A 23,719-nucleotide genomic window follows, 5' to 3' on the forward strand; every position below is an offset into this window, starting at 1 on the left:
GACGGAGCGTTGGCGTCAACGCCATGTGCGTCATCCGGCTTCCTCCGGACATGGCGCGCGTGTAGAGTGCGCCGCCTTTTTCACCGGGGCCCGGCTTCTCGGGAAGCCAGGGTCGAATTCGCTTCAGGAAGGTCTCGCAGTGAGCGACGAGAAGAACGGTTCCAATTCTGGCGGGATGGGTCCCAAGAAGCCGAAGGCCACCTTCGGTGACGTGATGCTCGGCATCCCTTCCGGGGGAGCTCGCAGCGAGGGCGGTCGGGGCGAACAACGTGGCGGTGGCCGTGGAGGCGAGCGCGGCGGCAGCGGCCGTGGCGAGCGCGAGGCCCAGCCGCGTCCGGCGGGCGGTGCGCCGCGCGACGAGCGGGGGCCCCGTGGTGGGGGCGAGCGCCGTGGCGGAGGCGACCGTCGTCCGTCGGGCCCCATGGTCGTCGTGAAGCGGGCGTCGGGTGCCATCGAGACGCGCGGCCCGGCGGGGGATGCTCCCGCCGAGGCGACCGCGACGGCCGAGGAGACGACCGCCGCGGCCGAGTCCTCCGCCGCGACGCCGGCCCCCACGCCGCGCCCGGTGACGCCGACGCCGGCGCCGACCCCCGCGCTGTATGAGGAAGTGCCCGAATCCCAGTCCTTCGCCGAGATGTTCGAGGCGCAGGCCAAGGAGGGTGGGACGCCCAGCCGCAAGGGCCTGCGCGTGGGCGAGAAGGTCCGTGGCGCCATCTTCCAACTCGGCGCGGACACCGCGTTCGTGTCGGTGGAAGGCGCGGCCAAGAGCGAGGCGATGATCGAGCTTCGCGAGCTGAAGGACGATGAGGGCATCCTGCGCTTCGGCGTGGGTGACACCATCGACGCGCACGTGGTGGAGGTGGGCGCCAAGGGCATCCTCCTCAGCCGCGCGCTGGCCAAGGGCAGCGCGAACCTGGCCCTGCTGGCCGAGGCCCGCGCGTCCGGCATGCCCGTCGAGGGCCTGGTGCTGAGCGTGAACAAGGGCGGTGTGGAGGTCGCCATCGGTGACATCCGCGCGTTCTGCCCCATCAGCCAACTGGACCTGCGCTACGTGGAGAAGCCGGACCAGTACATCGGCGAGAAGCTCCAGTTCCGCGTGAGCGAGGTCCGCGAGCGCAACGTGGTGCTGTCGCGCCGCGCGCTGCTGGAGGACGAGCAGCGGCAGCTGGCGGCGGAGACGCGCAAGCACCTGGCCCAGGGCAAGATCGTCAAGGGCAAGGTCACCGGCGTGCGCGACTTCGGCGTGTTCGTGGACCTGGGCGGCGTGGAGGGCATGATTCCCGTTTCCGAGCTTTCGTACACCCGCGTCGGTCACCCGAGCGACGTGGTGAAGGTCGGTGACGACGTCGAGGTCGAGATCCTCCGCATGGAGGCCGGCCAGCCGAACTCGCCGGACAAGGCCAAGCAGAAGGAGCGCATCACGCTGTCCATGCGCTCGCGCCAGGAGGATCCGTTCCAGAAGGCGCTGTCCGAAATCAAGGAAGGCGACCGCCTCCAGGGCAAGGTCGTCCGCCTGCAGCAGTTCGGCGCCTTCGTGGAGCTGCGTCCGGGCGTGGACGGGCTGATCCACATCTCCGCGCTCAGCGACCGCCGCATCGCGCACCCCCGCGACGTGGTGAAGGAAGGGGAGACCCTCTGGGTGTCGGTGGAGAAGATCGACGCGCACGAGAAGCGCATCGGCCTGCGCCGCATCTCCGAGGAAGAGGCGCAGCGTCCTCCCGAGGAGCGCTCGGCGACCGCCGCGGAGGCCGCCGCTCCGGCGCAGGCCGCCGCGCCCCGCCCCAAGGTGGGCCAGGTCGTCGTGGGCAAGGTGGATCGCATCGAACCGTACGGCGTGTTCCTCGCGTTCCCGGGCGGCAAGGGCTTGCTGCCCGCGAGCGAGACGGGCACCGAGCGTGGCACCGACCTGCGCAAGCACTACTCGCTGGGCCAGGAGGTGAAGGTGGCCATCCTGGACATCGACGCGTCTGGGAAGATCCGCCTGTCCGTCACCGCCGCCATCCGCGCGGAGGAGCGGGCCGAGGTGGAGGCCTGGCAGAAGACGCAGCAGCCGCAGGGCGCGGGCAAGAAGGGCTTCGGCACCTTCGCGGATCTGCTCAGCAAGGCGCGCAAGTAAATCCCTGTCTCCAGCGCTGACTTCGTGGATGTGGTCAGCGCTGGAGAAAGGTGTTGACGGTACAGGCGAGGGACGGTACTTACCGCCTCGCCTCTCTCTGCCGCGGGGTGGAGCAGCCTGGTAGCTCGTCGGGCTCATAACCCGAAGGTCGCAGGTTCAAATCCTGCCCCCGCAATTCGTTGTACTTCGAAGGTTGACTGGAATCACAGTCGGATTTCGAGTAGTTGAATCTCAGGACATGACGCGGGGTGGAGCAGCCTGGTAGCTCGTCGGGCTCATAACCCGAAGGTCGCAGGTTCAAATCCTGCCCCCGCAATTTCCTGTGCTTTGAAGGGTTGAATCCAAAACATGACGCGGGGTGGAGCAGCCTGGTAGCTCGTCGGGCTCATAACCCGAAGGTCGCAGGTTCAAATCCTGCCCCCGCAACTCAGGTCGGCCCGGTCATTCTTCTGGAATGGCCGGGCCGATTTCTTTTGCGCGACTCGCCACGGCCACCGCCCGCCACCACGGTTGCTCAACATCCAGCCGAGCGCGTTGTGTTCGCTGGTGAAGGCGTACCCAGCCCCACGGTCCATCTTCCTCGTAGGGGATTGCCCCCACCGGTGATGTGCGGCTCACGCCGCCGACAACGACGAGGAGGAGTCCATGGACACCGACATCACGCATGTCCTGCTGGTCGGAGGGACGGGGCGTTTTGGCGGCAGGTTGGCGTCGGCACTGCTGGCGCGGCCCGGCATCCACCTTCACGTGTTGGTGCGTCCGGGCACACGTAGCGACGCGCTGAGGGGCCTGGCCGAGCATGGGGTGACGTTGGTGGGCGGAACGCTGGAGGACATGCGCTCGCTCGATTCGGCGTTGGAGGGTGTGGACGCGGTGGTCTCCGCCGTGAGCGGGCCGCCCGAGGTACGGGTGGAGGGGCAGCTCCGCTTGCTGGACTCCGCGCGGCGTCACGGCGTCGTCCGCTTCATCCCTTCGGACTACTCGCTGGACTACACCGACGCCGACGCGGGTGACGCCTTCATGGATGCGCACCGCCATGTCGCCGACGCCGTGGTGAAGAGTGGCGTGCCGCACACGTTCGTCCTGTGTGGCGCGTTCATGGAGACGGCGCTGTCACCGCAAGCGCAGGTGTTCGACTTCGAGCGCGGCGTTGTCTCGTACTGGGGGACGGGAGACGAGCCCTTCGACGTCACCGCGATGGCGGATGCGGCGCGATGGGTGGCGGAGGTGGTGGCGGAGCCTCTCGCCGCGGGCCAGCGGCTGGCGTTCGTGGGGGACGTGGCGACGGTGAACGACGTGGCCGCCCTGTATGAAGCGCTGACCGGTCAGCGCCTGCGCCGCGTGTGCAGGGGCAGCGTGGAGGACCTTCGCCGGCAGCTCATGCGCGCGCGGCCCGAAGACGTGTCCGTCCAGGCGTCCTCCGCGCAGCTGAGCCTGCTCTCGCAGCTCGCGGGGAAGGGGAGGCTGCGTGAGCCGGTCAATGCCGAGTACACGCCGCGCCGGCCCATGACGTTGCGCGATTTCCTTGAGGGTCGCTGGCGGAGGGTGTCTGCGTCCGCGCGAGTGACGTTGCCACTCGCATCACAGCCGTAGCCCGCGAGCGTCGGAGCCGGCGTCGTGTCAGCGCGTCTCGGTGGTGTGAACGGGCGTTCCTCGGTGCCCAGGCACCCAGTCGCGCCAGGCGCAGGTGTCCAGAAAACCACTCCCGAAACCCCTGCACGGCCATAACCGCTGCTCATGGCTCCTCCATCTTCTACGCAACCTGCCGTAATTACGGAATTCTGCGCTCCTTTGGGAAAAATGCGCGTGTCGCCTTTTAACTTACATCTGCTGGGGCACTAATCTCTCGACCAGGTGACAATCTGTCACTCGGTCGCCTTCTGACCGTGACTGGGTGTTTCGGCGATGGGGCCGGAACCTTCGGCCCAGGCTGTAATGAAGGCGGCTACCCCCGCCGTCGTAAAAATGGAGTTTCCCCACGTGAGAAGGTTGGTTGCCACGCTGTCCGGGCTTGCCCTGGTACTGTCCGGTACCAGTTCCGTCGCCCGGACGTTGCCGAACTACGATGCTCTCCAGGACGCGAAGCCCGCGGGTCGTGCCGCCGCGGGGTTCAAGCCGGTCAACAGCAGCCTCAAGGGGGCGCGGGTCGCCCACAAGGACTCGCTGACCGGTTCCCCGACGTTCATCTGGACGAACCCGACCGCGGAGCAGAAGAAGCTCAGCGCCGGGTACGCGAAGATGTCTCCCGCCAAGGCGGCGCTGGCGCAGATTGCTGCCCACGCCCCGCTTTATGGCCTGGCTTCCTTTGAGGCCGCGGGCGCGAAGGTCACGAACGTCAGCACCAACACGCAGGGCGTGAAGGTCGTGACGCTGGCCCAGGAATCCTCGGGTATCGAGGTCTTCCGTCAGTCGCTGAAGGTCCTGCTGAACAAGCACAACGAGGTGGTTGCCATCTCCGGCAGCCTCTCCAAGCACGCCGCCGCGGAGATGCCCAAGTCCAAGGCGCGCTTCACGCTGCCGGCGACCGAGGCCATTGCCGCCGCGTACAAGGACCTCACGGGCGCCGCGCTGGACCGCAGCCTGCTCACCCGCGTGAGCGACGCCAAGAAGGGCGACAAGTACTCGCACTTCACGCTGGCCAGCTACGCGCGTCCGCTCGAGGAGGGGTTTGTCATCCCCGCCCGCGCGAAGCAGGTCTACTTCCCGCTGCCTGGCAAGCTGGTCCCCGCGTACTACGTGGAGATCAACACGGGCCGCGCGGACAGCGTGAACTCCGACTACTTCGCGTACGTCATCTCCGCCGCCGACGGCCAGTTGCTGATGCGCAACGACCTGAAGGCGCACGCGGAGTTCAGCTACCGCGTGTTCTCGGACGCCACGCCGCCGTACACGCCGCATGACGGTCCGATTGGCAGCGGCGGTACGCCGCACCCCACCGGCTTCCCGGACGGCTATCAGTCGCCCTACGTGCCGGCGAACCTGATCACGCTCGAGAGCCTCCCCTTCAGCCAGAACGATCCCTGGCTGCCGGACGGCGCGACGGAGACCACGGGTAACAACGTCGATGCGTACGCGGACCTCACCGCGCCGGACTACTTCAACACCGGCGACCTCCGTGCTTCCGTCACGGCTCCGGGCGTGTTCGACCGGACCATCGACTTCAACATCCAGCCGGACGCCAACTCGGAGCAGATCGCCGCGGCGACGACCAGCCTGTTCTTCCTGAACAACTGGCTCCACGACTGGTACTACGACGCCGGCTTCGACGAGGCCTCCGGCAACGCCCAGCAGGACAACTTCGGGCGTGGCGGCGTGGCGGGTGACCGTCTGCAGGCGCAGGCGCAGGACTACAGCGGCACCGACAACGCCAACATGCTCACGCCGGCGGATGGTGCGTCGCCGCGCATGCAGATGTACCTGTTCTCCGGCCCGCGCGACTCGCGCCTGACGGCGAACGCGCCTGCGGAGGTCGCGGGTGACTACCAGGGTGGCGTGTCCTCCACCTTCGGTCCGCAGACGTTCGACCTCACCGGTAACGTGGTGTCGGCGCAGGACGAGGCCAACACCACGGGTCCGACGGACCGTGACGGCTGCACCGCGCTGACCAACGCGGCCGAGGTCGCTGGCAACATCGCCATCATCGACCGCGGCAGCTGCGACTTCACCGCCAAGGTACAGAACGCTCAGAACGCGGGCGCCATCGGCGTCATCATCCACGACAACGTCGCGGGTCCGACGATCGATCTGGGCGGCACGTCGACCACCATCACCATCCCCACGCTTCGCGTGAACCTGGACGACGGCAACCTGCTCCGGGGCGCCATCGCGGGTCTCAATGTCACGATGTACCGGGGCCCGACCCGGTGGATCGACGGCACCATCGACAACGCCATCGTGGCGCACGAGTGGGGTCACTACATCAGCAACCGCCTCATCGCGAACTCGTCCGGTCTGGTGAACAACCAGGGCCGCGCGATGGGCGAGGGCTGGGGTGACTTCACCGCCCTGCTGATGATGGTTCGCGCCGAGGACATCAACGTCCCGTCCAACGCGAACTGGAACGGCGCCTACGCCGCCGCGGGCTACGCCACGCGCGCGGACGCGAACTCCGAGTTCTACGGCATCCGCCGTGGCACGTACTCCTCGGACCAGACCAAGAACGCGCTGTCGTTCCGTCACATCATGGACGGCGTGGCGCTGCCCACGGGCGTGCCGTTCAACGGCAACACGGGTCTGCCGAACTCGCAGCTCCACAACTCCGGCGAGATCTGGGCCACGATGCTGTGGGAGTGCTACACGGCGCTGCTCCGCGCGCATCCGTTCCAGGAGGCGCAGGAGCGGATGAAGAGCTACCTGGTCAACGGGTACAAGCTCACGCCGGCGACCCCCACGTACATGGAGGCGCGTGACGCCGTCATCGCTTCGGCCTACGCCAATGACCCGGCGGACGCCGAGCGGTTCTGGAATGCCTTCGCCAAGCGCGGCGCGGGCGTTGGTGCCCTGGCTCCGGACCGCTTCTCCACGAACCACGCCGGTGTGGTGGAGAGCTTCGTCGTGGGCTCGGCCATCCAGTTCGTGTCGGCCGAGTTCATCGACGACGTGGAAGGCGGCAACTGCGACTACGACGGCATCCTCGACAACGGCGAGACGGGCCGCATCGAGGTCACCGTGCGCAACGTGGGTGCCAGCACGGCGTCCGCCTCCAGCGCCACGCTGACGTCCGCCTTCGCGGGCCTCGAGTTTGGCAACGGTGGCGAGGCGAACTTCCCGGCCATCCCCGTGTTCAGCGAGGCCACCATCTCCATCCCGGTCACGCTCAACGGCGCGACCGACCAGCAGTTGGTGACCATCGACGTCGCGGTGCGCGACGAGGGCCAGGCGACTCCGGGTGATGTCACCGGGAGCGTCGAGCTCACGACGCACTACGACGAGCGGCGTGCGACCTCCAACATCGAGGACGTGCAGACCAGCCCGGAAAGCCTGCCGTGGGTGACCGAGTACGACGAGGACCTGACCCCGGCCGACTTCAGCGTGGTCACCTTCGAGGACGGCAACCGCACGTTCTACGCGGAGAACACCGCCTCGTTCGCCGACGTCCGTCTCATCACCCCGGAGCTGTACGTCAGTGCGACCGAGCCCTTCGTGCTCAACTTCATGCACGCGTGGGACTTCGAGGATGACTACGACGGCGCCACGGTCGAAATCTCCGACGACGGTGGCAACACCTGGGTGGACATCGGCGAGCCAATCCACAACTCGGTGCTCGAGGACTACCCGGGCAACGAGAACCCGCTGGCCGGCAAGCCCGCGCTGTCGAGCTACAACCCGGAGTTCCCGGGCATGCTGCCCGCGACCATCGACCTGGGCATGGCCTACGCTGGCAGGACGGTGCAGATCCGCTTCCGCGTCGGTACGGACATGAGCTTCGGCTACACGGGCTGGCTGCTGGATGACCTCGAGTTCACCGGCATCACCAACACCCCGTTCACCACCATCGCGACGGAGGACGGCGTGTGCGGTGTCCCGAACGCGGCGCCCACCGCCAACGCCGGTGCGAACGCCGCGGTCCTGGTGGGCGATCAGGTGACCCTCTCCGGTTCGGCCACCGACCCGGAAGGTGACACGCTGACCTACGCCTGGACGCAGACGGCGGGCCCGTCGGTCACCCTGTCGGGTGCCGACACCCTGACGGCGTCGTTCACGGCGCCCCAGGTCTCCACGGTCACCACGCTGGTGTTCCACCTGACCGTCTCTGATGGCACGAACTCGACCATTGACTCGGTGAACGTGACGGTGACGCCGCCCAACCGCGCGCCCACCGTGAACGCGGGCCTCGACGGCACGGTCGAGGAGCGCGCTGAGTACACGCTGAGCGGCTCCGCCAGCGACGAGGACGGCGACGCCCTCACGTACCTGTGGACCCAGGTCTCCGGTACGCCGGTCGCGGTTCGCGGCTACACCACGCCGACGGCGACGTTCATCGCGCCCGAGGTCACGCTGGATGAGACGCTGGTCTTCCGTCTGACGGTCAGCGACGGCATCCTCAGCACGAACGACACGGTGTCCGTGACGGTCACCCACGTGAACCTCGCGCCCATCGTCTCCGACACGTCCATGAGCTTCGACGCGGGCACTGTCACCGTGACGGCCTCCGCGGTCGACCCGGACGGTGATGCGCTCAGCTACAGCTGGGAGCAGACGGGTGGTTCGACGGTCGCCATCAATGGCGCCGACACGTCCGCCATCTCCTTCGCCACGCCGCTCCCGGGCTCGTACGAGTTCACCGTGACGGCGACGGACGGCTCGGCCACTGCCACCAAGGCGGTGCCGGTGACCATCATCGATGGTTCTCTGCCGGTGAACGCGCCGCCGACCGTGAACGCGGGCCTCGATGCCACGGCGGAAGCCGGCGACATCGTGACGCTCAGCGGCTCCGCGAGCGACGCCGAGGGTGACACGCTGACGTACCACTGGGAGCAGATTGGTGGCACGCAGGTGACCCTGACGGGTGGCGACACCCTGACGCCTTCGTTCACCGCGCCCAGCACGGCCAACGGTGACACGCTGGGCTTCATCCTGACGGTCAACGACGGCACCTCGACCACCAGCGATGTCGTGCGCGTCATCGTGGCGGCGGATCCGGTTGTCATCCCGGAGAACACCGCTCCGGACGCTGACGCGGGTGAGACCGCCACTGTCGACGCGGGCGCCACCGTGACGCTCAACGGCACGGCGACCGACGCCGACGGCGACACGCTCACCACCGTCTGGACGCAGATCGGCGGCCCGGACGTGGTGCTGTCCGACGCCAACGCCCTGACGCCGACGTTCACCGCGCCGGCCGCGGGTGAGCTGGCCTTCCTGCTCACGGTCTCCGACGGTATCGCGACGTCGACCGACGTGACCATCGTCCGCGTCACCGCCGCGCCCGAGGAGAACGTCGCGCCGGTGGCCTCCGCTCGCGCGGTGGTCTCTGGCAACCAGACGTCGGCCACGCTCGACGGCTCGGCTTCCAGCGACGCGAACGGTGATGCGCTGACGTACGCCTGGACGCAGGTCTCCGGTCCGAACGCGACCATCTCCGGCGCGGACCAGGCGGTTGCGGTCGTCAACCTGCCTGACACCAACGACCAGACGGCGTCGTTCTCGTTCCGCCTCACGGTGACGGACGAGGCCGGCCTCGAGAACAGCACCACCGTGCAGTTCTCCGCCCGCAACGGCGGTGGTGATGACGGTGGTGGCTGCTCCGCGACGGGCGCGGGCGCTCCGGTCGGCATGATCGGCCTGGCGCTGCTCGGCCTGCTGCGCCGCCGTCGTCAGAGCTGAGACGCGCGGGTCCTCCTCCTGCCTCCGGGTGGGAGGAGGCCATTCGCGGGGCCCGGATGAAGTGAGTGTCCGGGCGTCGCGGAACGCCGACTGAAAAGGAAGTTCCTGGCGGCCGGCTCCTGGATTCAGGGGGCCGGCCGTCGGTTTTTGCCGGGCCGAGGTGCCGCGGACCTCAGAGGGGCCGCACGTGCTCCGCGAGGCGTCCGGTGGCCATCAGCTCGTGCAACTCGTCGCCCATGCGCTCGCTCTCGGAGACCACCTGGTTCCAGGCGCGCATGCGCTCTGCGTCCTTCATCCGCTCGAAGTCGACCCGGTCCGGAATCCGGCCTCCGGGGAGGCGGGCCACCAGCTCCGGGGAAGGGGCGATGAGCAGCGCCCTGCGGAAGTTCTGGGGCCGAGCCCGCCGCCACCGCAGCGACTTGTCGAACCAGCCCGGCACCACGTACGGGTAGAAGTGCGGATACAGCACCAGTCCCGAGCCCAGGCCGAAGTCCAGGTCCAGGTGGTAGTCGACCACGCCGCCATCGCGAAACACGCCGGCGGGCGCGCCGGGAATGCGCACGCCGCTGAAGAGCAGGGGGATGGAGCCTGACGCCAGCAGCGCCAGCCGCAGGTTCTCCCGCGTCAGTGGCAGGTGGGTGGAGGGCAGGTCCTTGAGCCCAGCGAAGGGGCTGGTGTCCCCGGCCGTATGGAAGATGACGCGCTCCATGTGGAGCCCCAGCGTCCGCCGGCTGACCAGGTTGCCCAGGCCGCAGAGCACGAGCCCGAAGAGCTGCGCCCCCGGGCCTTCCAGGCCCACCGCCCCCCGGCACAGCGCGGTGACGACGTGCAGCCGCGCCCAGGGGTGGCCCAGAATCTCCGCTTCGCCGTCCTCGCCCAGCAGCGCGTCCAGGATGCGCTCGCAGGTCTCGCTCACCTGGGTGGGCGTGGGCTTGGGCGGATAGCGCTGGTCGATGTACGCCGCCTCGAAGCGGCGCAAGGCCAGCACCGGGTCCTTCTGGGCCACGCAGGCGAGCCGCCAACTGCCAATGGAGCTGCCGATGAGGTGGAGGGGGCGCGAGCGGTTCTGGAAGAGGCCGGCGAAGAGCGCCCGGTCCAGTCCCGCCAGCACCAGCCACTTCGGACCGCCGGAGGCGCCGGGGACGACGTCCACGTCATCTCCGCGCAAGCCCCGTTCGCGTATGAGCCGGAGCGCGTCCGGCCCGGCCAGGAGCGTGAGGTGGGAGGCCATATCGGCCCGCGAACCTAACGAAGCCCCACCGAGGTTGCGACCCTTCGCGTTCCCCCGGCGTGCGGTAGCCTCTTCACGATGAAGAAGACCGCTGCCTCTCCCGGCGCCCCCGTGGGCCTCAGCCGCCGCGTGCTCCTGGGCGGAACCGCCGCCGCCACGGCGCTCGCCTCACTGGAGGTCTCCGCCTCCGCGGCCCCGACGCCCGCGCAACCCTTCGAGCTGGCCGAGGCCACCGTGGTGGACCTCCAGTCCGCGATGAAGACAGGGGCGCTCACCGCGCAAGGCCTCGCGGAGCGCTACCTCGCGCGCATCGCCGACTGGGACTCGCGCGGGCGCCTGCCGCTGCGCTCCGTCATCGAGCTGAACCCGGACGCGCTCGCCACGGCCGCGGCGCTCGACCAGGAGCGCCGCGAGAAGGGCCCGCGTGGCCCGCTGCACGGCATCCCGGTACTGCTCAAGGACAACATCGCCACCGCGGACCGGATGCAGACGACGGCGGGCTCCCTGGCGTTGGTGGGCGCGCGGCCGCCTCGGGACGCGTTCATCGTGGAGCGCCTGCGGGCCGCGGGCGCGGTCATCCTGGGCAAGACGAACTTGAGCGAGTGGGCCAACTTCCGCTCCACGCGCTCGGCCAGCGGCTGGAGCGCGCGGGGTGGCCAGACGCGCAACCCGTATGCGCTCGACCGGACGCCCTCGGGCTCCAGCTCGGGCTCGGGCGCGGCCACGGCCGCCAACTTCTGCGCCGTGTCCGTGGGCACGGAGACGGATGGCTCCATCGTGTCGCCTTCGGCGGCCAGCGCGTTGGTGGGGCTCAAGCCGACAGTGGGACTGGTGAGCCGCGCCGGCATCATCCCCATCTCCCACAGCCAGGACACCGCCGGCCCCATGACGCGCACCGTGGCGGATGCCGCGGCGCTGCTCAGCGTGCTCGCGGGCGTGGACCCGGCGGACGCGGCGACGGCGGCGAGCCGGGGCAAGGCCCATGCGGACTACACCCGGTTCCTCGACGTGGACGGGCTGAAGGGCGCCCGCATCGGCGTGCCCCGGGAGCGCTTCTTCGGCTACCACCCGGCCACCGACGCGCTCGTGGAGGAGGCCCTGGCGTTGATGAAGTCCCGCGGCGCCATCCTCGTGGACCCGGCGCCGATTCCCACGGCGGCACGGCTGGACGCCCCCGAACTGGACGTTCTGCTCTACGAGTTCAAGGCGGGGCTGGAGGCCTACCTGGCGACGCTGGAGGAGGGGACGGCCCCGCGCACGCTCGCGGAGCTCATCCGCTACAACGAAGCGAACGCGTCGTCGGAGCTGCCGTACTTCGGCCAGGAAATCTTCCACATGGCGCAGGCCAAGGGGCCCCTGACGGACAAGGCCTACCTCAAGGCCCTCCAGGCCTGCCGCCGCCTGTCGCGTGCACAGGGGCTGGAGGCGGTGATGAAGAAGCACAAGCTGGATGCGCTGGTCGCGCCGACGCAGGCGCCCGTGGGGCTCATCGACCCCATCAACGGCGACCACTGGCTGGGCAGCAGCTCCACGCCCGCGGCCGTGTCGGGCTACGCCTCCATCACCGTGCCCGCGGGGTTCGTGTACGGCCTGCCCGTGGGACTGTCCTTCATCGGCGGGGCTTGGAGCGAGCCCCTCCTGCTGAAGCTGGCCTATGCCTACGAGCAGGCGTCGAAGCACCGCCGCCCGCCCACCTTCGCGGAGACGGCGGACCTGCGGATGCCCGCGGACGCGGGGGGCCCGCCCGCGAAGCCCTGACTCAGGGCTCCGGCGCGGTGGCCCAGGGCGTGGTGGCCTGGAGCACGGCTTCCTGGAGCGCCTCCGTGCGCAGGTGTGAGACCCGCTGGTACTCCGGGTCCGCCACCATTTGCAGGAAGGCGGCGCGGCTGGGATAGCGGACCAGGAGCACCGCGTCCCACGTCTGCCCGGGCTCGGCCACCAGCGCCGTGGAGCCGTCTCCCGCGTAGAGGGGCTGGGCGCCCGCCTTCTGGATGAAGGGCATCACCGCGCTCGCGTAGGCCTCATAGGACGCGCGGCCGCCCTCCTTGAAGCGCACCAGGTTCAACATGACCACGGGGCCTCCCGGGTCCTCCTGCATGAAGCGTTCAACGTCGGTGGGCTGGGGATCGACGGCCACGGTGCCTCCTCGGTTCGGGATGAAAGCTATTCCAACGTGCCAACGAAGCCGCCACCGGGCTGCTCGCGCTGGTGGTCGAGATATGCGGCGAAGCCTGCCTTGGATTGGATGCGGAAGGCGGGGATTCTGGCGAGCGCCTCGGGCGGGAAGGTGTATTGCTCACACACGAGGCTGGCGCGGCTCGCGCCCTCCTGGCTTCCGGTGAAGGGCCGCACCTCGTGCTGGAGGTCGCCGCGGAAGTGGACCAGCAGGCCCTCGCGGGGGCGGATTTCACCCACGGGGGTGTCGTGGTGGAGCAGGCGCAGCTCTCCGCCCTGGGCGCGCTCGGGGACCTGGAGGTAGAGCACGCTCACGTGCCGGGGCGTCGCGTCGGGGACGCCGCTGGGCTCCTGGAGTGTCGCGTCGATGTGTCGCCCCACGCCGCGCCCCGCATCGAGCAGCAGGAGGTTGAGATAGAATGCATTGGGGACGGGCCGCTCCCGCCGCGAACCCCAGAGCCGCTCGTGCCAGGGCAACAGTCCTGTCGCGCTGGCCGGGTCCAGCACGCGGGCCAGGTAGGTCGCCAGGAACGGGAAGCGGGCCTCCAATGTGGCACGGCCCTCGTGCGTGAAGATGAAGGCAAACCCGCGGCTGGACTGGAACGTCCCCATCAACGGACTGCGGGCCACGAAACGCGAGCCGAGCAGGGCGGTTCGCAGGTCATGAAGCGCGGTGCGGGGCAAGGCCTCTCGGCGGGTGATGTAAGCGCGCACGGGGGGCTCGGACTTCAGGGTGAACAAGAGAACCGTAGCAGTTTTACAGCCTACCTTATAGGTTGCAGCCTTGCCGATGCTTCTCAACTCCTTGGAGACGGACACATGAGCCAGCAACCTCGAGCCTCTCACGCGCCTCCGCCCGCCGCTCTGCAGATGACGCAAATGGTCTATGGCTTCTGGGTTTCCCGAAGCCTTCAAATCATGGCGGAACTCGAGCTCGCGGATATCATCGGTGATACGCCCAAGACGGTGGAGGAGCTCGCCGAGGCCAGCGGGACGCATGCGCCCACGCTGCGCCGGCTGCTGCGGCTGCTCAGCGGCCTGGGCGTGCTCGTGAAGGATGAGTCCACGCAGCGCTGGGCCCTCACGGAGCTGGGCGGAATGCTTCGCAAGGACAACCCCGGCTCCGTGTATGGCTCGCTCCGGGCGCATGGCCACATCCTGTCGTGGCAGGCGTGGGGAGACCTGGCCACCGCCTTGAAGACGGGCAAGCCCACGGTCGAGAAGTTCATGGGCGACTCGTTCTTCAACTACATGACGACACACCCCGACGTCGCCGCCATCTTCAATGGCAGCATGGCCGCGTACCAGACGCTGAACGCGCCCGCGGTGGTGAACGGGTATGACTTCTCCTCCGCGCGCAGCATCGTCGACGTGGGCGGTGGCACGGGCATGCTGCTGACGCACATCCTCAAGGCCAACCCCGGCGTCCGCGGCACTGTCTTCGAAATGCCTCACGTCGCAGTGGAGGCCCGCGAGCGGATCGCCGAGCAGGGGCTGTCGTCGCGGTGTGACGTCGTCGCCGGTGATTTCTTCCAGCGCATCGCCCCCGAAGGCCAGGACGTCTACATCCTGTCGCAGATCCTCCATGACTGGGATGACGAGCAGAGCCTGAGCATCCTCAAGTGCATCCGCGCGGCGATGCGCCCCGACTCGCGGCTGCTCATCGTGGAGACGGTGCTGCCCGGCGACAACGTGCCGCACTTCGGCAACCTCTATGACCTGGCCATGCTCGTGCTCGTGGGCGGCCGGGAGCGCACGGGCCCGGAGTACACGGCGCTCTTGGAGAAGGCGGGCCTGAGACTGTCCAACGTCTTCCCCACGACGATGCCGCCCAGCGTCGTCGAAGCCGTGGTGGCCTGAGCCACCGCCGGTCGCCGTGAGGCGGGGGCTCAGCGGTCCGCCCCCCTCCGGCGCTGCCGGGGCGTGGCGAGCCTGTTCAGCGGGGCCTGCTCCGAACAGGCGCCGCCGGGCCGCCCGCTCAGGGGCTGGGCAGAAAAGCGCAAGGTACGTTTTCGACTGGAATGACCTTCGTTTAGAGTGGGCCCAAGCCGCATGAGCGCCTTCATCGACACCATCCTGGCCTTCCCGACCGCCCTCTTCACCATCGTCCTCGGCGTGGTGATGACGTACTGGTTGTTCGTCATCGCGGGCGCGGTCGGCATCGACCTGTTCGATGGGGACGTCACGCTGGAGTCCGGCGGCAAGGCGCTGAGCGGGGCCATCGAAGGGGGCAAGGCATTGGGCGGGGCCATCGAAGGGGGTGGCAAGGCATTGGGCGGGGCCATTGAAGGCGGTGGCAAGGCATTGGGCGGCGCGAAGGCGCTGGGCGCCCATGATGCGGATTTCGACGTCGACGGTGGCGGAGTCCTGGCGGCCATGGGCTTCGCGGGCATCCCCATCACCGTGTCCGTGAGCTTCGTGGCGTTCATCGCCTGGTTCCTGTCGGTGATGAGCGCGCAGCCGCTGCACGCGGCGCTGGGCGGGGTGGTGCCGTCGTGGCTGCTGAGCAGCGGGCTGGGGCTGGGGTGCTTCGCGGCGGGAACGGTGACGGCGGGCTTCGCGGTCCGGCCCCTGCGGCCGGTGTTCGTGACCAAACGCGCCCCGGGGCGCGACGCGCTGATGGGGCGGGTGTGCACCATCTCCAGCGGCAGCGTGACGGGCAGGACGGGCCACGCGACCTTCGAGGACGGCGGGGCGGGAGTCATCCTCAACGTCGTCTGCGCGAAGCCCAATGAGCTCAAGCGAGGCCAGCCGGCGCTGATCCTCGCGTACGACGCGGAACGGCGCGTCTACGAAGTGGAGCCGGTCGACTGGCTGCTGCCGGAGGAGCTGGAGCAGCTCCAGGACCCGGCCCGCGCCGCGGCCTTGGCTCGCGTGAAGGCACGAGGCTGAGTCTTACCGGTCGCGCCGAGGGGGCGACCGTCACATTCGACGCCGGAGGGCTTTTGCGGGGGACCTCCGGCGCCTGATACAAGGCCCGCTGTCATCATCAATCAGGAAATGGCCATGGACCCCATTACCGCGGTCGCTGCCGGCATCGGTGGCATCATCCTCCTCGGAGGCATCCTCCTCACCATCGTCCGGCTCTACCGGCAGGTGGACCAGGGCAAGGTGCTCATCGTCAACACGCTGAAGAACGAGCCGGTCGTCACCTTCACCGGCGCGGTGGTGTTCCCCATCATCAACCGGGCCGAGGTGATGGACATCTCCTTGAAGACGGTGGAGATCGACCGCCGCGGCAAGGAAGGCCTCATCTGCAAGGACAACATCCGGGGTGACATCAAGGTCACCTTCTTCGTCCGCGTGAACAAGACGCGCGAGGACGTGCTGAAGGTGGCGCAGACCATCGGCTGCGCGCGCGCCTCCGACCAGGAGACGCTGGAGAACCTCTTCGAGGCCAAGTTCTCCGAGGCTCTCAAGACGGTGGGCAAGAGCTTCGACTTCGAGGAGCTCTACACCAAGCGTGAGGAGATCAAGGACCAGGTCGTCAACGTCATCGGCCGTGACCTCAGCGGGTACATGCTGGAGGACTGCGCCATCGACTTCCTGGAGCAGACCCCGGTCGAGATGCTGGACAAGGACAACATCCTCGACGCGCAGGGCATCCGGAAGATCACCGAGCTGACGACGAAGCAGAACGTCTTCACCAACGAGCTGCGCCAGGACGAGCGCATGGCCGTCACCAAGCGCAACGTGGAGGCGGATGAGGCCATCTTCGCCCTCGAGCGCCAGCGTGAAGAGGCCGCCGCGAAGCAGCGGCGCGAAATCGACAGCATCCAGGCCCGCGAGACGGCCGAGGCCGAGCGCGTGAAGCAGGAGGAGTACGCCAAGGCCCAGCTGGCGCGCATCAAGGCCGAGGAAGAAATCAACATCAACGAGCAGAACAAGTCCCGGCAGATCGAGGTCGCGCAGAAGAACCGCGAGCGCGTGGTGGCCGTGGAGACCGAGCGCGTGGAGAAGGACCGCGCCCTGGAAGCCATCAACCGCGAGCGTGAGACGGAGCTGCAGCGCATCGCCAAGGAGAAGGCGCTCGAAGTCGAGAAGAAGCTCATCGCCGACGTGGTGCGCGCCCGCATCGTCGTGGACAAGACGGTGGCGGAGGAGGAGGAGCGCATCAAGGACCTGCGCGTGAAGGCCGAGGCCACCCGCCGCAAGGACGCGCTGCTCATCAACGCCGAGGCGCAGGCGCAGGAGAAGCTGGTCAAGGACATCAAGGCGGCCGAGGCCTCCAACGAGGTGGCCAAGTTCACCGCCAAGGAGAAGCTGACGCTGGCCGAGGCCGAGCTGGAGGCCGCGGACAAGACGGCGAAGGCGAAGGTCCGTCTGGCCGAGGGCGTCCAGGCGGAGGCCGCCGCCCAGGGGTTGGCCGAGGTCCGCGTGAAGGAGGCCGACGCGCAGGCGCAGGAGAAGCTCGGCATGGTCAACGTCCGCGTGAGGGAGGCCGAGGCGGGCGCCATCGAGAAGCAGGGCCACGCGGAGGCGAACATCGTCCGCGAGAAGCTGCTGGCGGAGGCCGCGGGTGCGCAGGAGAAGGGTCTGGCCAACGCGCGCGTGCTGGAGGCGGAAGCCGGCGCCATCCAGAAGCGCGGCGAGGCGGAGGCCATCGCCACGCGTGAGAAGCAGCTGGCCGAGGCCGCTGCCATCCAGGAGAAGCTGCTGGCGGAGGCCCGCGGCCTGGCGGAGAAGGCCGCGTCCATGAAGCTGATGGACGGCGTCGGCCGCGAGCACGAGGAGTTCCGACTCAAGCTCAGCAAGGAGCGCGACGTGGAGCTGGAGTCCATCCGCGCGAAGAAGGACATCGCGCACGCGCAGGCCGAGGTGCTGTCCAAGGCGTTCGCCAACGCGAAGTTCAACATCGTCGGTGGCGACGGCCAGTTCTTCGAGCGCTTCGTCAAGGCGGTGTCGTTCGGCACCGCGGTGGACGGCGCGCTGGACCACGGCGAGGCGCTGAAGACGGCGCTGGGCGGCTACCTCAACGGCGAGAAGGACCTGCCGGCCGACCTGAAGGAGATTCTCTCCAAGCCGGGCCTGAGCAACGACGCGCAGAACCTGGCCGTGGCCGCGCTGCTGCACAAGATGGCGGCCAGCCCCGTCGCCGCGACCTCCGCCGGCCTCAAGGCGCTGGTGGAAGACGTGGCGCGGCCGGGCACGGTCGACAAGCAGGGCTGACAGTCCCAATGGGCCACCGCCGTGAACAGGCGGCGGTGGCACGGCCGTAAGACGACCCTCACTCCGGCCTCCCCTCCGGGGTGGCGCCCCTCCGCTCGGGAGGGTGCGGGGGTGGGGGTCTTCGCTTTTCCGGTGAACATTCATGGCAACTGACGGTGGCAAGGGCGCGGCGCCCGCGGGCGAAGCGGCGCTGGAAGGCGGCAGCTACGAGGTCATCCGTTCGCGGCTTCTGTCGCAGGCGGACGTGCTGGGCGCGAAGGCGACGGACCTCAACGTGCGGCGCAAGGCGCTCTTCGGTGGGACGGAGCTGGCCGTCATCGGCAACGAGCGGGTGCGCACCGAGCACAACTGCGTCCCGTGCGACATCGCCAGCGTCGGCAAGTACCTGCTCTTCGGCTACAACGTCTTCATCGGCCTGAAGCGGGAGACGTCGGTGTCCGACGTGTTCTCCCTGCACAAGTTCGAGAAGACGGCCGACGGGTACGACTTCTCCACCGTGCCCGACTCCGAGGCCGGCGGGTTCCTGGCGGACCCGCGCTTCGTGAAGGACTTCGGCGAGCTCTACAAGTACTACAAGGACGCGAAGCTCCTTCAGGTTCGCAAGCTGGACTCGCGCCTGCTGGCCATCTTCCAGACGGGCCAGTCGCTGCGCGACATCAAGGTCTTCCGCTTCAGCCTGGACGTGGAGGGCCGCGCCACCTACCTGGACAACCAGGGCGAGCGCGACCACGTCTTCCCGCCGTCGCACGACTTCGAGTGGACGGTGGCCACGCGGGACCACTACGTCACCGGCCAGCACCCGCACGTCAACGTGCTGGACCAGGTGTTCGTGGAGACGGTGAAGGGCGACCTCACCATCAAGGTGGAGGACAACACCTCCACCGGCATGGGCATCTACAACGAGCCCGTGGATGACCCGGACCAGTCGCTGGACGACGCCGAGTTCGCCTGGGCCAAGGTGGGCACGCTCATCCTGCTGCGCGTGCTGCCGTTCCGGGAGAAGGCGCACCGCTACCTCGTCTTCAACTCGCGCACGCAGCACGTGGTGCGCATCGACGCCATTGGCCAGGCGTGCGTGCGGCTGCCGGAGGACCAGGGCATCGTCTTCCCGGGCGGCTATTACCTCCAGACGGGGGACTTCAAGGTCTTCGACGGCGCCGCGGCGTCGGAGGGCATGGAGTTCAAGCGCGCCATCCGCTCGCCCAACGGCGAGGACGTGCTCTACATCTTCCACCGGCGGACGGACGGCTGCTACGTCCTCTTCCCGTACAACCTGGTGCGCAAGGAGGTGCAGAACCCCCTGGTCGCGCACGGCATGAGCCTGTTCGCCGACGGGCAGCTCGTCATCTTCCGCTCCACGTCGGACGAGCCCACGCGCGTCCACCCGATGCAGGTGTGGCAGACCCCGTTCGTGTCCGCGGAGCACGCCGCGGCGGCGCCGCCGGCCCCGGGCTACCTGGGCAAGGTGGGCAACGCGGAGCTGGTGCGCGGCATCTCCGACGCGCTCACGCTTCAGCGCGTCGCGAAGTCGGAGAAGCCCACCCGGCGCACGTATGAGGACCTGGTGTCCTCGGCCACCCGCGCGCTGGACGCGTACTACTGGCTGGGCCATGAGGAGACGGGCCTCCAGGCGCCGGTGGAGACCCTGCGGCGCACCTCCGAGCTCATCATCGATGAGTTCGAGAAGGTGGTCGCGATGCAGAAGCGCGCCACCGAGGCGCTGTCGGCCGCGGAGGTCGAGCAGGAAACGCTGCTCGTGCGTGTCCAGCCGGAGAACCTCACGAACGCGGAAGCCTTCATGCAGGCGCTGGCGGACCTGCGCAAGCAGCGTGGGCACCTGATTACGTTGAAGGACATCCGCTACATGGACCTGGGACGCGTGGACGTCCTGGAGACCGCGGTGGTGGAGGCGTCCGACCGGGTCAGCACGGCCTGTGTGGAGTTCCTCCAGACAGGCGAGGCGCTGGCGCCGCTGGCCGAACGGCTGGATGTGCTGCTGGCGCAGTTGGAGCCGGTGCAGACGTCCGTGGAGCTGGCGCCCCTGGGCGAGGACGTGGACCGGACGGCGCACGGCCTGGAGGTCCTGGGCGAGGTCGTCGGCGGGCTCCAGGTGGGGGACCCGCTGGCCCGCGCCCGCATCCTGGAGGGCATCTCCGAGCTGTTCAGCCGCCTCAACCGCGTGCGCGCCAGCCTCGCGGCCAAGCGCAAGGAGCTGTCCGGCCGGGAGAAGCGCGCGGAGTTCGGCGCGCAGTTCAAGCTGCTGGGGCAGAGCATCGAAAGCGCGCTGTCGCAGGCGGACAGCCCGGAGCGCTGCGACGAGGCGATGTCCCGCCTCACCGTGCAGTTGGAGGAGCTGGAGGGCCGCTTCGGCGAGTTCGACGAGTTCCTGGAGCAGATCACCCAGAAGCGCGAGGAGCTGCTGGAGGCCTTCGGCGCGCGCAAGCAGTCGCTGCTGGACGAGCGGCAGCGCCGGGCGCAGAGCCTCTTCGGCGCCGCGGAGCGCATCCTCCAGGGCGTGCAGCGCCGGGCCAGGTCCTTCAAGAAGGACGACGAGCTCAACGGCTACTTCGCCTCCGACGCGATGATCCTCAAGCTGCGCCAGCTGGCCGACCAGCTGATGGAGCTTCAGGACAGCGTCCGCGCGGACGAGGTGCTGTCGCGCGTGAAGTCCGCCAAGCAGGACGCGCTGCGCGCCCTGAGGGACAGGCAGGACCTGTTCGCGGACGGCGACAACGTCATCAAGCTGGGGACGCACCGCTTCAACGTCAACACGCAGCCGCTGGACCTGACGCTGCTGCCGCGCGACGGCGAGCTGTACCTCCAGCTCACCGGCACGGACTACGCGCAGAAGGTGGAGGACGCGGAGCTGCTGAAGTACCGCGAGCTCTGGGATCAGCACCTGGTCTCCGAGTCGCCGGGCGTGTACCGCTCCGAGTACCTTGCGGGCTGCCTGCTGGCGGACGCGGAGGACGGCACGCGTGGCCAGTCGCTGGACGCGCTGCACGAGGCGCTCATCAGCGGCACGTTGCTGGAGAAGGTGCGCGCGTACGCCGCCGACCGCTTCGACGAGGGCTACGAGCGCGGCGTCCATGACTCGGACGCGGTCTCCATCCTGGAGAAGCTGCTGGGGCTGCACCAGGGCGCTGGCTTGCTGCGCTTCGCGCCGGTGCCGCGCGCCTGGGCGGCGCTGTACTGGGCTTTCGACGCGGACGAGGCGGCCCGCACCCTGTTCCAGCGGCGCGCGCGCAGCCTGGCGCGGCTGCGCACCACGTTCGCGTCCGGCGGCAGCCTGGCCGAGGTGGGCGAGGCCCTGGGTGAGCGCATCGCCGCGTTCCTCACCGCGAACGGCCTGGCGCACTCGCCGGCCGAGCCGCGGCAGGCGGGCCGTTACCTCGTCGAGGAGCTGGGCGCGGAGCACCCGCGCTTCACCACCAGCGGCGAGGCGGTGGCGCTGCGGGACGCGTTCCTGCATGAGCTCGACCGGCACGGGACGCGGTCCGCGTTCGAGGACGACCTGCGCGGCCTGGAGAAGGACCTGGGCGCCCGGCTGGAGCTCGCCCGGGTGTGGCTGGACGGCTACCTCGCGCAGCGCGAGGGCGGTCCGGGTGACTCCGTCCACGTGGCGCTGGAGACGGCGGTGCTGCTGCTCACCGGCGCCAAGCTGGACCGCGAGACGGCGGGCGCGCTGACGGCCACCGAGGTCTCCGCGCTGCTGGGCAACCATTCGCGCATCCAGGACCGGAAGCTGCCGCTGCGGCTGGACGAGTTCCTGGCGCGCCTGGGCGAGTTCCGGCAGGTGCGCGTGCCCCAGTACCAGGCCTACCGCGCGCTGCTGAGGGACTTGCTGGAGCGCGAGCGCCGCAAGCTGCGCCTGGAGGAGCTGACGCCGAAGGTGCTGTCGTCCTTCGTGCGCAACCGGCTCATCGACGAGGTGTACCTGCCGCTCATCGGCTCCAACCTGGCGAAGCAGCTGGGCGCGGCGGGCGAGAACAAGCGCACGGACCGCATGGGCATGCTGCTGCTCATGTCGCCGCCGGGCTACGGCAAGACGACGCTGATGGAGTACGTCGCCAGCCGCCTGGGGCTCACCTTCGTGAAGGTGAACGGCCCGGCGCTGGGGCACTCCGTGAAGTCGCTGGACCCGGCCGAGGCGCCCAACGCCACGTCCCGGCAGGAGGTGGAGCGCATCAACCTGTCCTTCGAGATGGGCAACAACGTGATGCTCTACCTTGACGACATCCAGCACACGGACCCGGAGCTGCTCCAGAAGTTCATTTCCCTGTGCGATGGCCAGCGCCGCGTGGAAGGCGTGTGGAACGGCCGGACGCGCACCTACGACTTGCGCGGCAAGAAGTTCTGCGTGGTCATGGCCGGCAACCCCTACACGGAGACGGGTGAGCGCTTCCGCATCCCGGACATGCTCGCCAACCGCGCGGACACCTACAACCTGGGTGACATCCTCGACGGCAAGGAGCACCTGTTCGCGCTCAGCTACATCGAGAACGCGCTCACGTCGAACACGGTGACGGCGCCGCTTGCCACGCGCGATCCGGCGGACACGCACCGCCTCATCCGCATGGCGCAGGGCGAGGAGGTCCAGACGGGCGAGCTGAAGCACGGCTACGCGGCGGCGGAGCTCCAGGAAATCGTCGCGGTGTTCCAGCGCATGTTCCGGGCCCAGTCGGTGCTGCTGAAGGTGAACCTGCAGTACATCGCCTCGGCGGCGCAGGACGAGCGCTTCCGCGCCGAGCCCGCGTTCAAGTTGCAGGGCAGCTACCGCAACATGAACAAGCTGACGGAGAAGATTGTCTCCGCGATGACCGACGACGAGCTCGAGCGGCTCATCGACGACCACTACCAGGGCGAGTCCCAGACGCTGACGACGGCGGCGGAGCAGAACCTGCTCAAGCTGGCGGAGATGCGTGGGCGCCTGACGCCGGAGAAGGCGAAGCGCTGGGAGGACATCAAGCAGGGCTTCGCGCGCGTGAAGCGCATGGGCGGCAAGGAAGACGACCCCGTGGCCCGCGTCACCGGTCAGCTCAGCGGCATCGAGGAGCAGCTGGGCGCGGTGCGGGACGCGGTGGTGCAGGCGGCCAACCACGTCTCCGCCAGCCAGGCGCGTGACGAGCAGCCGGGGCCGGTGGTGGAGGTGCTGCCTCGCCTGGAGTCCCTGCGCGAGGCCGTGCTGGAGGTGGCGAAGGTGGGCCGCGAGTCCGTGAAGGTCGCGATGGCCGTGCCCGCACCCCTGGCCCCCGTGGCCGCGGGGCCGGACCTGACGCCGTACCTCAAGCACATGGCGCACCTGCTCAAGGCGCTGACGGAGCGGGTGGCGGCGCAAGCCGAGCGGCCCGCGGAGCCGCCGGAGTCCGCGCCCACCGTGCGCATGGCGGCGCCGGTGCCCGCGCCCGACTTCGGCCCGTACATGGAGCAGCTCTCCCGCGCCATCACCGCGCTGGCGGAGCGGCCCGTGAATGTGTCCGCCAGCGTGCCCGCGGAGGCCCTGCAGCGCACCGCGCTCAGCGGGCCGTCACCCGCCGAGCTCAGCCGTCAAATCGAGCTGGTGGAGGGCGTGCTGCTGCCGCTGGAGCGCGCCTCGCGTCGCGCCGTCCAGGGCGAGGGCGAGGGCGTCATGAAGTCGCTCCAGGTCTGGCAGAACGTCACCGAGGCCCTGGAGCTGCTGCGCTCCATGCTGCGGCGCTGAG

The 23,719-nt window shown here is 69.1% G+C and carries 11 protein-coding genes and 3 tRNA genes; 11 read left to right on the forward strand and 3 right to left on the reverse strand.

Features of this window, described 5'->3' with window-relative positions; all coding sequences use genetic code 11:
- Positions 1-175: 175 nt before the first annotated feature.
- The 6 genes from KGD87_RS06990 (at position 176) to KGD87_RS07015 (ending at position 9,442) form a co-directional block, all read left to right on the forward strand.
- Positions 176-2,116, forward strand: coding sequence for a S1 RNA-binding domain-containing protein (locus KGD87_RS06990; RefSeq protein ID WP_284666705.1), 1,941 nt, complete (start codon positions 176-178; stop codon positions 2,114-2,116).
- Between the two features lie 101 nt (positions 2,117-2,217).
- Positions 2,218-2,291 (forward strand) — tRNA-Met (locus KGD87_RS06995).
- Between the two features lie 67 nt (positions 2,292-2,358).
- Positions 2,359-2,432 (forward strand) — tRNA-Met (locus KGD87_RS07000).
- A gap of 36 nt (positions 2,433-2,468) precedes the next feature.
- Positions 2,469-2,542: transfer RNA gene (locus tag KGD87_RS07005), tRNA-Met, on the forward strand.
- 219 nt (positions 2,543-2,761) lie between these two features.
- Positions 2,762-3,709: an aromatic alcohol reductase gene (locus tag KGD87_RS07010; RefSeq protein WP_284666706.1), complete on the forward strand. Its 948-nt coding sequence runs from the start codon at positions 2,762-2,764 to the stop codon at positions 3,707-3,709.
- A gap of 372 nt (positions 3,710-4,081) precedes the next feature.
- The gene (locus KGD87_RS07015; RefSeq protein WP_284666707.1) at positions 4,082-9,442 is read left to right on the forward strand and encodes a myxosortase-dependent M36 family metallopeptidase; all 5,361 of its coding nucleotides are present in this window, start codon (positions 4,082-4,084) and stop codon (positions 9,440-9,442) included.
- A 172-nt stretch (positions 9,443-9,614) separates the two neighbouring features.
- On the opposite strand, the gene KGD87_RS07020 is transcribed toward KGD87_RS07015, so the two are convergent.
- Positions 9,615-10,673 (reverse strand): patatin-like phospholipase family protein, encoded by a 1,059-nt coding sequence (locus tag KGD87_RS07020; RefSeq protein WP_284666708.1) that lies wholly within the window; start codon positions 10,671-10,673, stop codon positions 9,615-9,617.
- A 78-nt stretch (positions 10,674-10,751) separates the two neighbouring features.
- On the opposite strand from KGD87_RS07020, the gene KGD87_RS07025 reads away from it, so the two are divergent.
- Positions 10,752-12,431: an amidase gene (locus KGD87_RS07025; protein WP_284666709.1), complete on the forward strand. Its 1,680-nt coding sequence runs from the start codon at positions 10,752-10,754 to the stop codon at positions 12,429-12,431.
- 1 nt (position 12,432) lies between these two features.
- On the opposite strand, the gene KGD87_RS07030 is transcribed toward KGD87_RS07025, so the two are convergent.
- Together KGD87_RS07030 and KGD87_RS07035 are read right to left on the reverse strand one after the other, a co-directional pair.
- Positions 12,433-12,810, reverse strand: coding sequence for a DUF1330 domain-containing protein (locus KGD87_RS07030; RefSeq protein ID WP_284666710.1), 378 nt, complete (start codon positions 12,808-12,810; stop codon positions 12,433-12,435).
- A gap of 26 nt (positions 12,811-12,836) precedes the next feature.
- Positions 12,837-13,562: a 2OG-Fe(II) oxygenase gene (locus KGD87_RS07035; protein ID WP_284666711.1), complete on the reverse strand. Its 726-nt coding sequence runs from the start codon at positions 13,560-13,562 to the stop codon at positions 12,837-12,839.
- Positions 13,563-13,727: 165 nt separating this feature from the next.
- Here KGD87_RS07035 and KGD87_RS07040 point away from each other — a divergent pair, with 165 nt between their 5' ends.
- From KGD87_RS07040 to KGD87_RS07055, 4 genes are all read left to right on the forward strand, one after another.
- Entirely contained in the window at positions 13,728-14,708 is a 981-nt protein-coding gene (locus tag KGD87_RS07040; protein ID WP_284668592.1) for a methyltransferase, read from the forward strand.
- A 192-nt stretch (positions 14,709-14,900) separates the two neighbouring features.
- Positions 14,901-15,740, forward strand: a complete 840-nt coding sequence (locus KGD87_RS07045; protein ID WP_284666712.1) for a hypothetical protein — start codon at positions 14,901-14,903, stop codon at positions 15,738-15,740.
- Positions 15,741-15,854: 114 nt separating this feature from the next.
- On the forward strand, positions 15,855-18,017 hold the full coding sequence (locus KGD87_RS07050; RefSeq protein WP_284666713.1) for a hypothetical protein: 2,163 nt from the start codon (positions 15,855-15,857) through the stop codon (positions 18,015-18,017).
- 142 nt (positions 18,018-18,159) lie between these two features.
- Positions 18,160-23,718 carry a DNA repair ATPase gene (locus KGD87_RS07055; protein WP_284666714.1) on the forward strand — a complete coding sequence of 1,853 codons (5,559 nt, stop codon included), beginning with the start codon at positions 18,160-18,162 and terminating at the stop codon, positions 23,716-23,718.
- Position 23,719: the final 1 nt, after the last annotated feature.

Origin of the sequence: Myxococcus sp. SDU36 (genome assembly GCF_030168875.1) — a bacterium.
Classification (GTDB): domain Bacteria; phylum Myxococcota; class Myxococcia; order Myxococcales; family Myxococcaceae; genus Myxococcus; species Myxococcus vastator.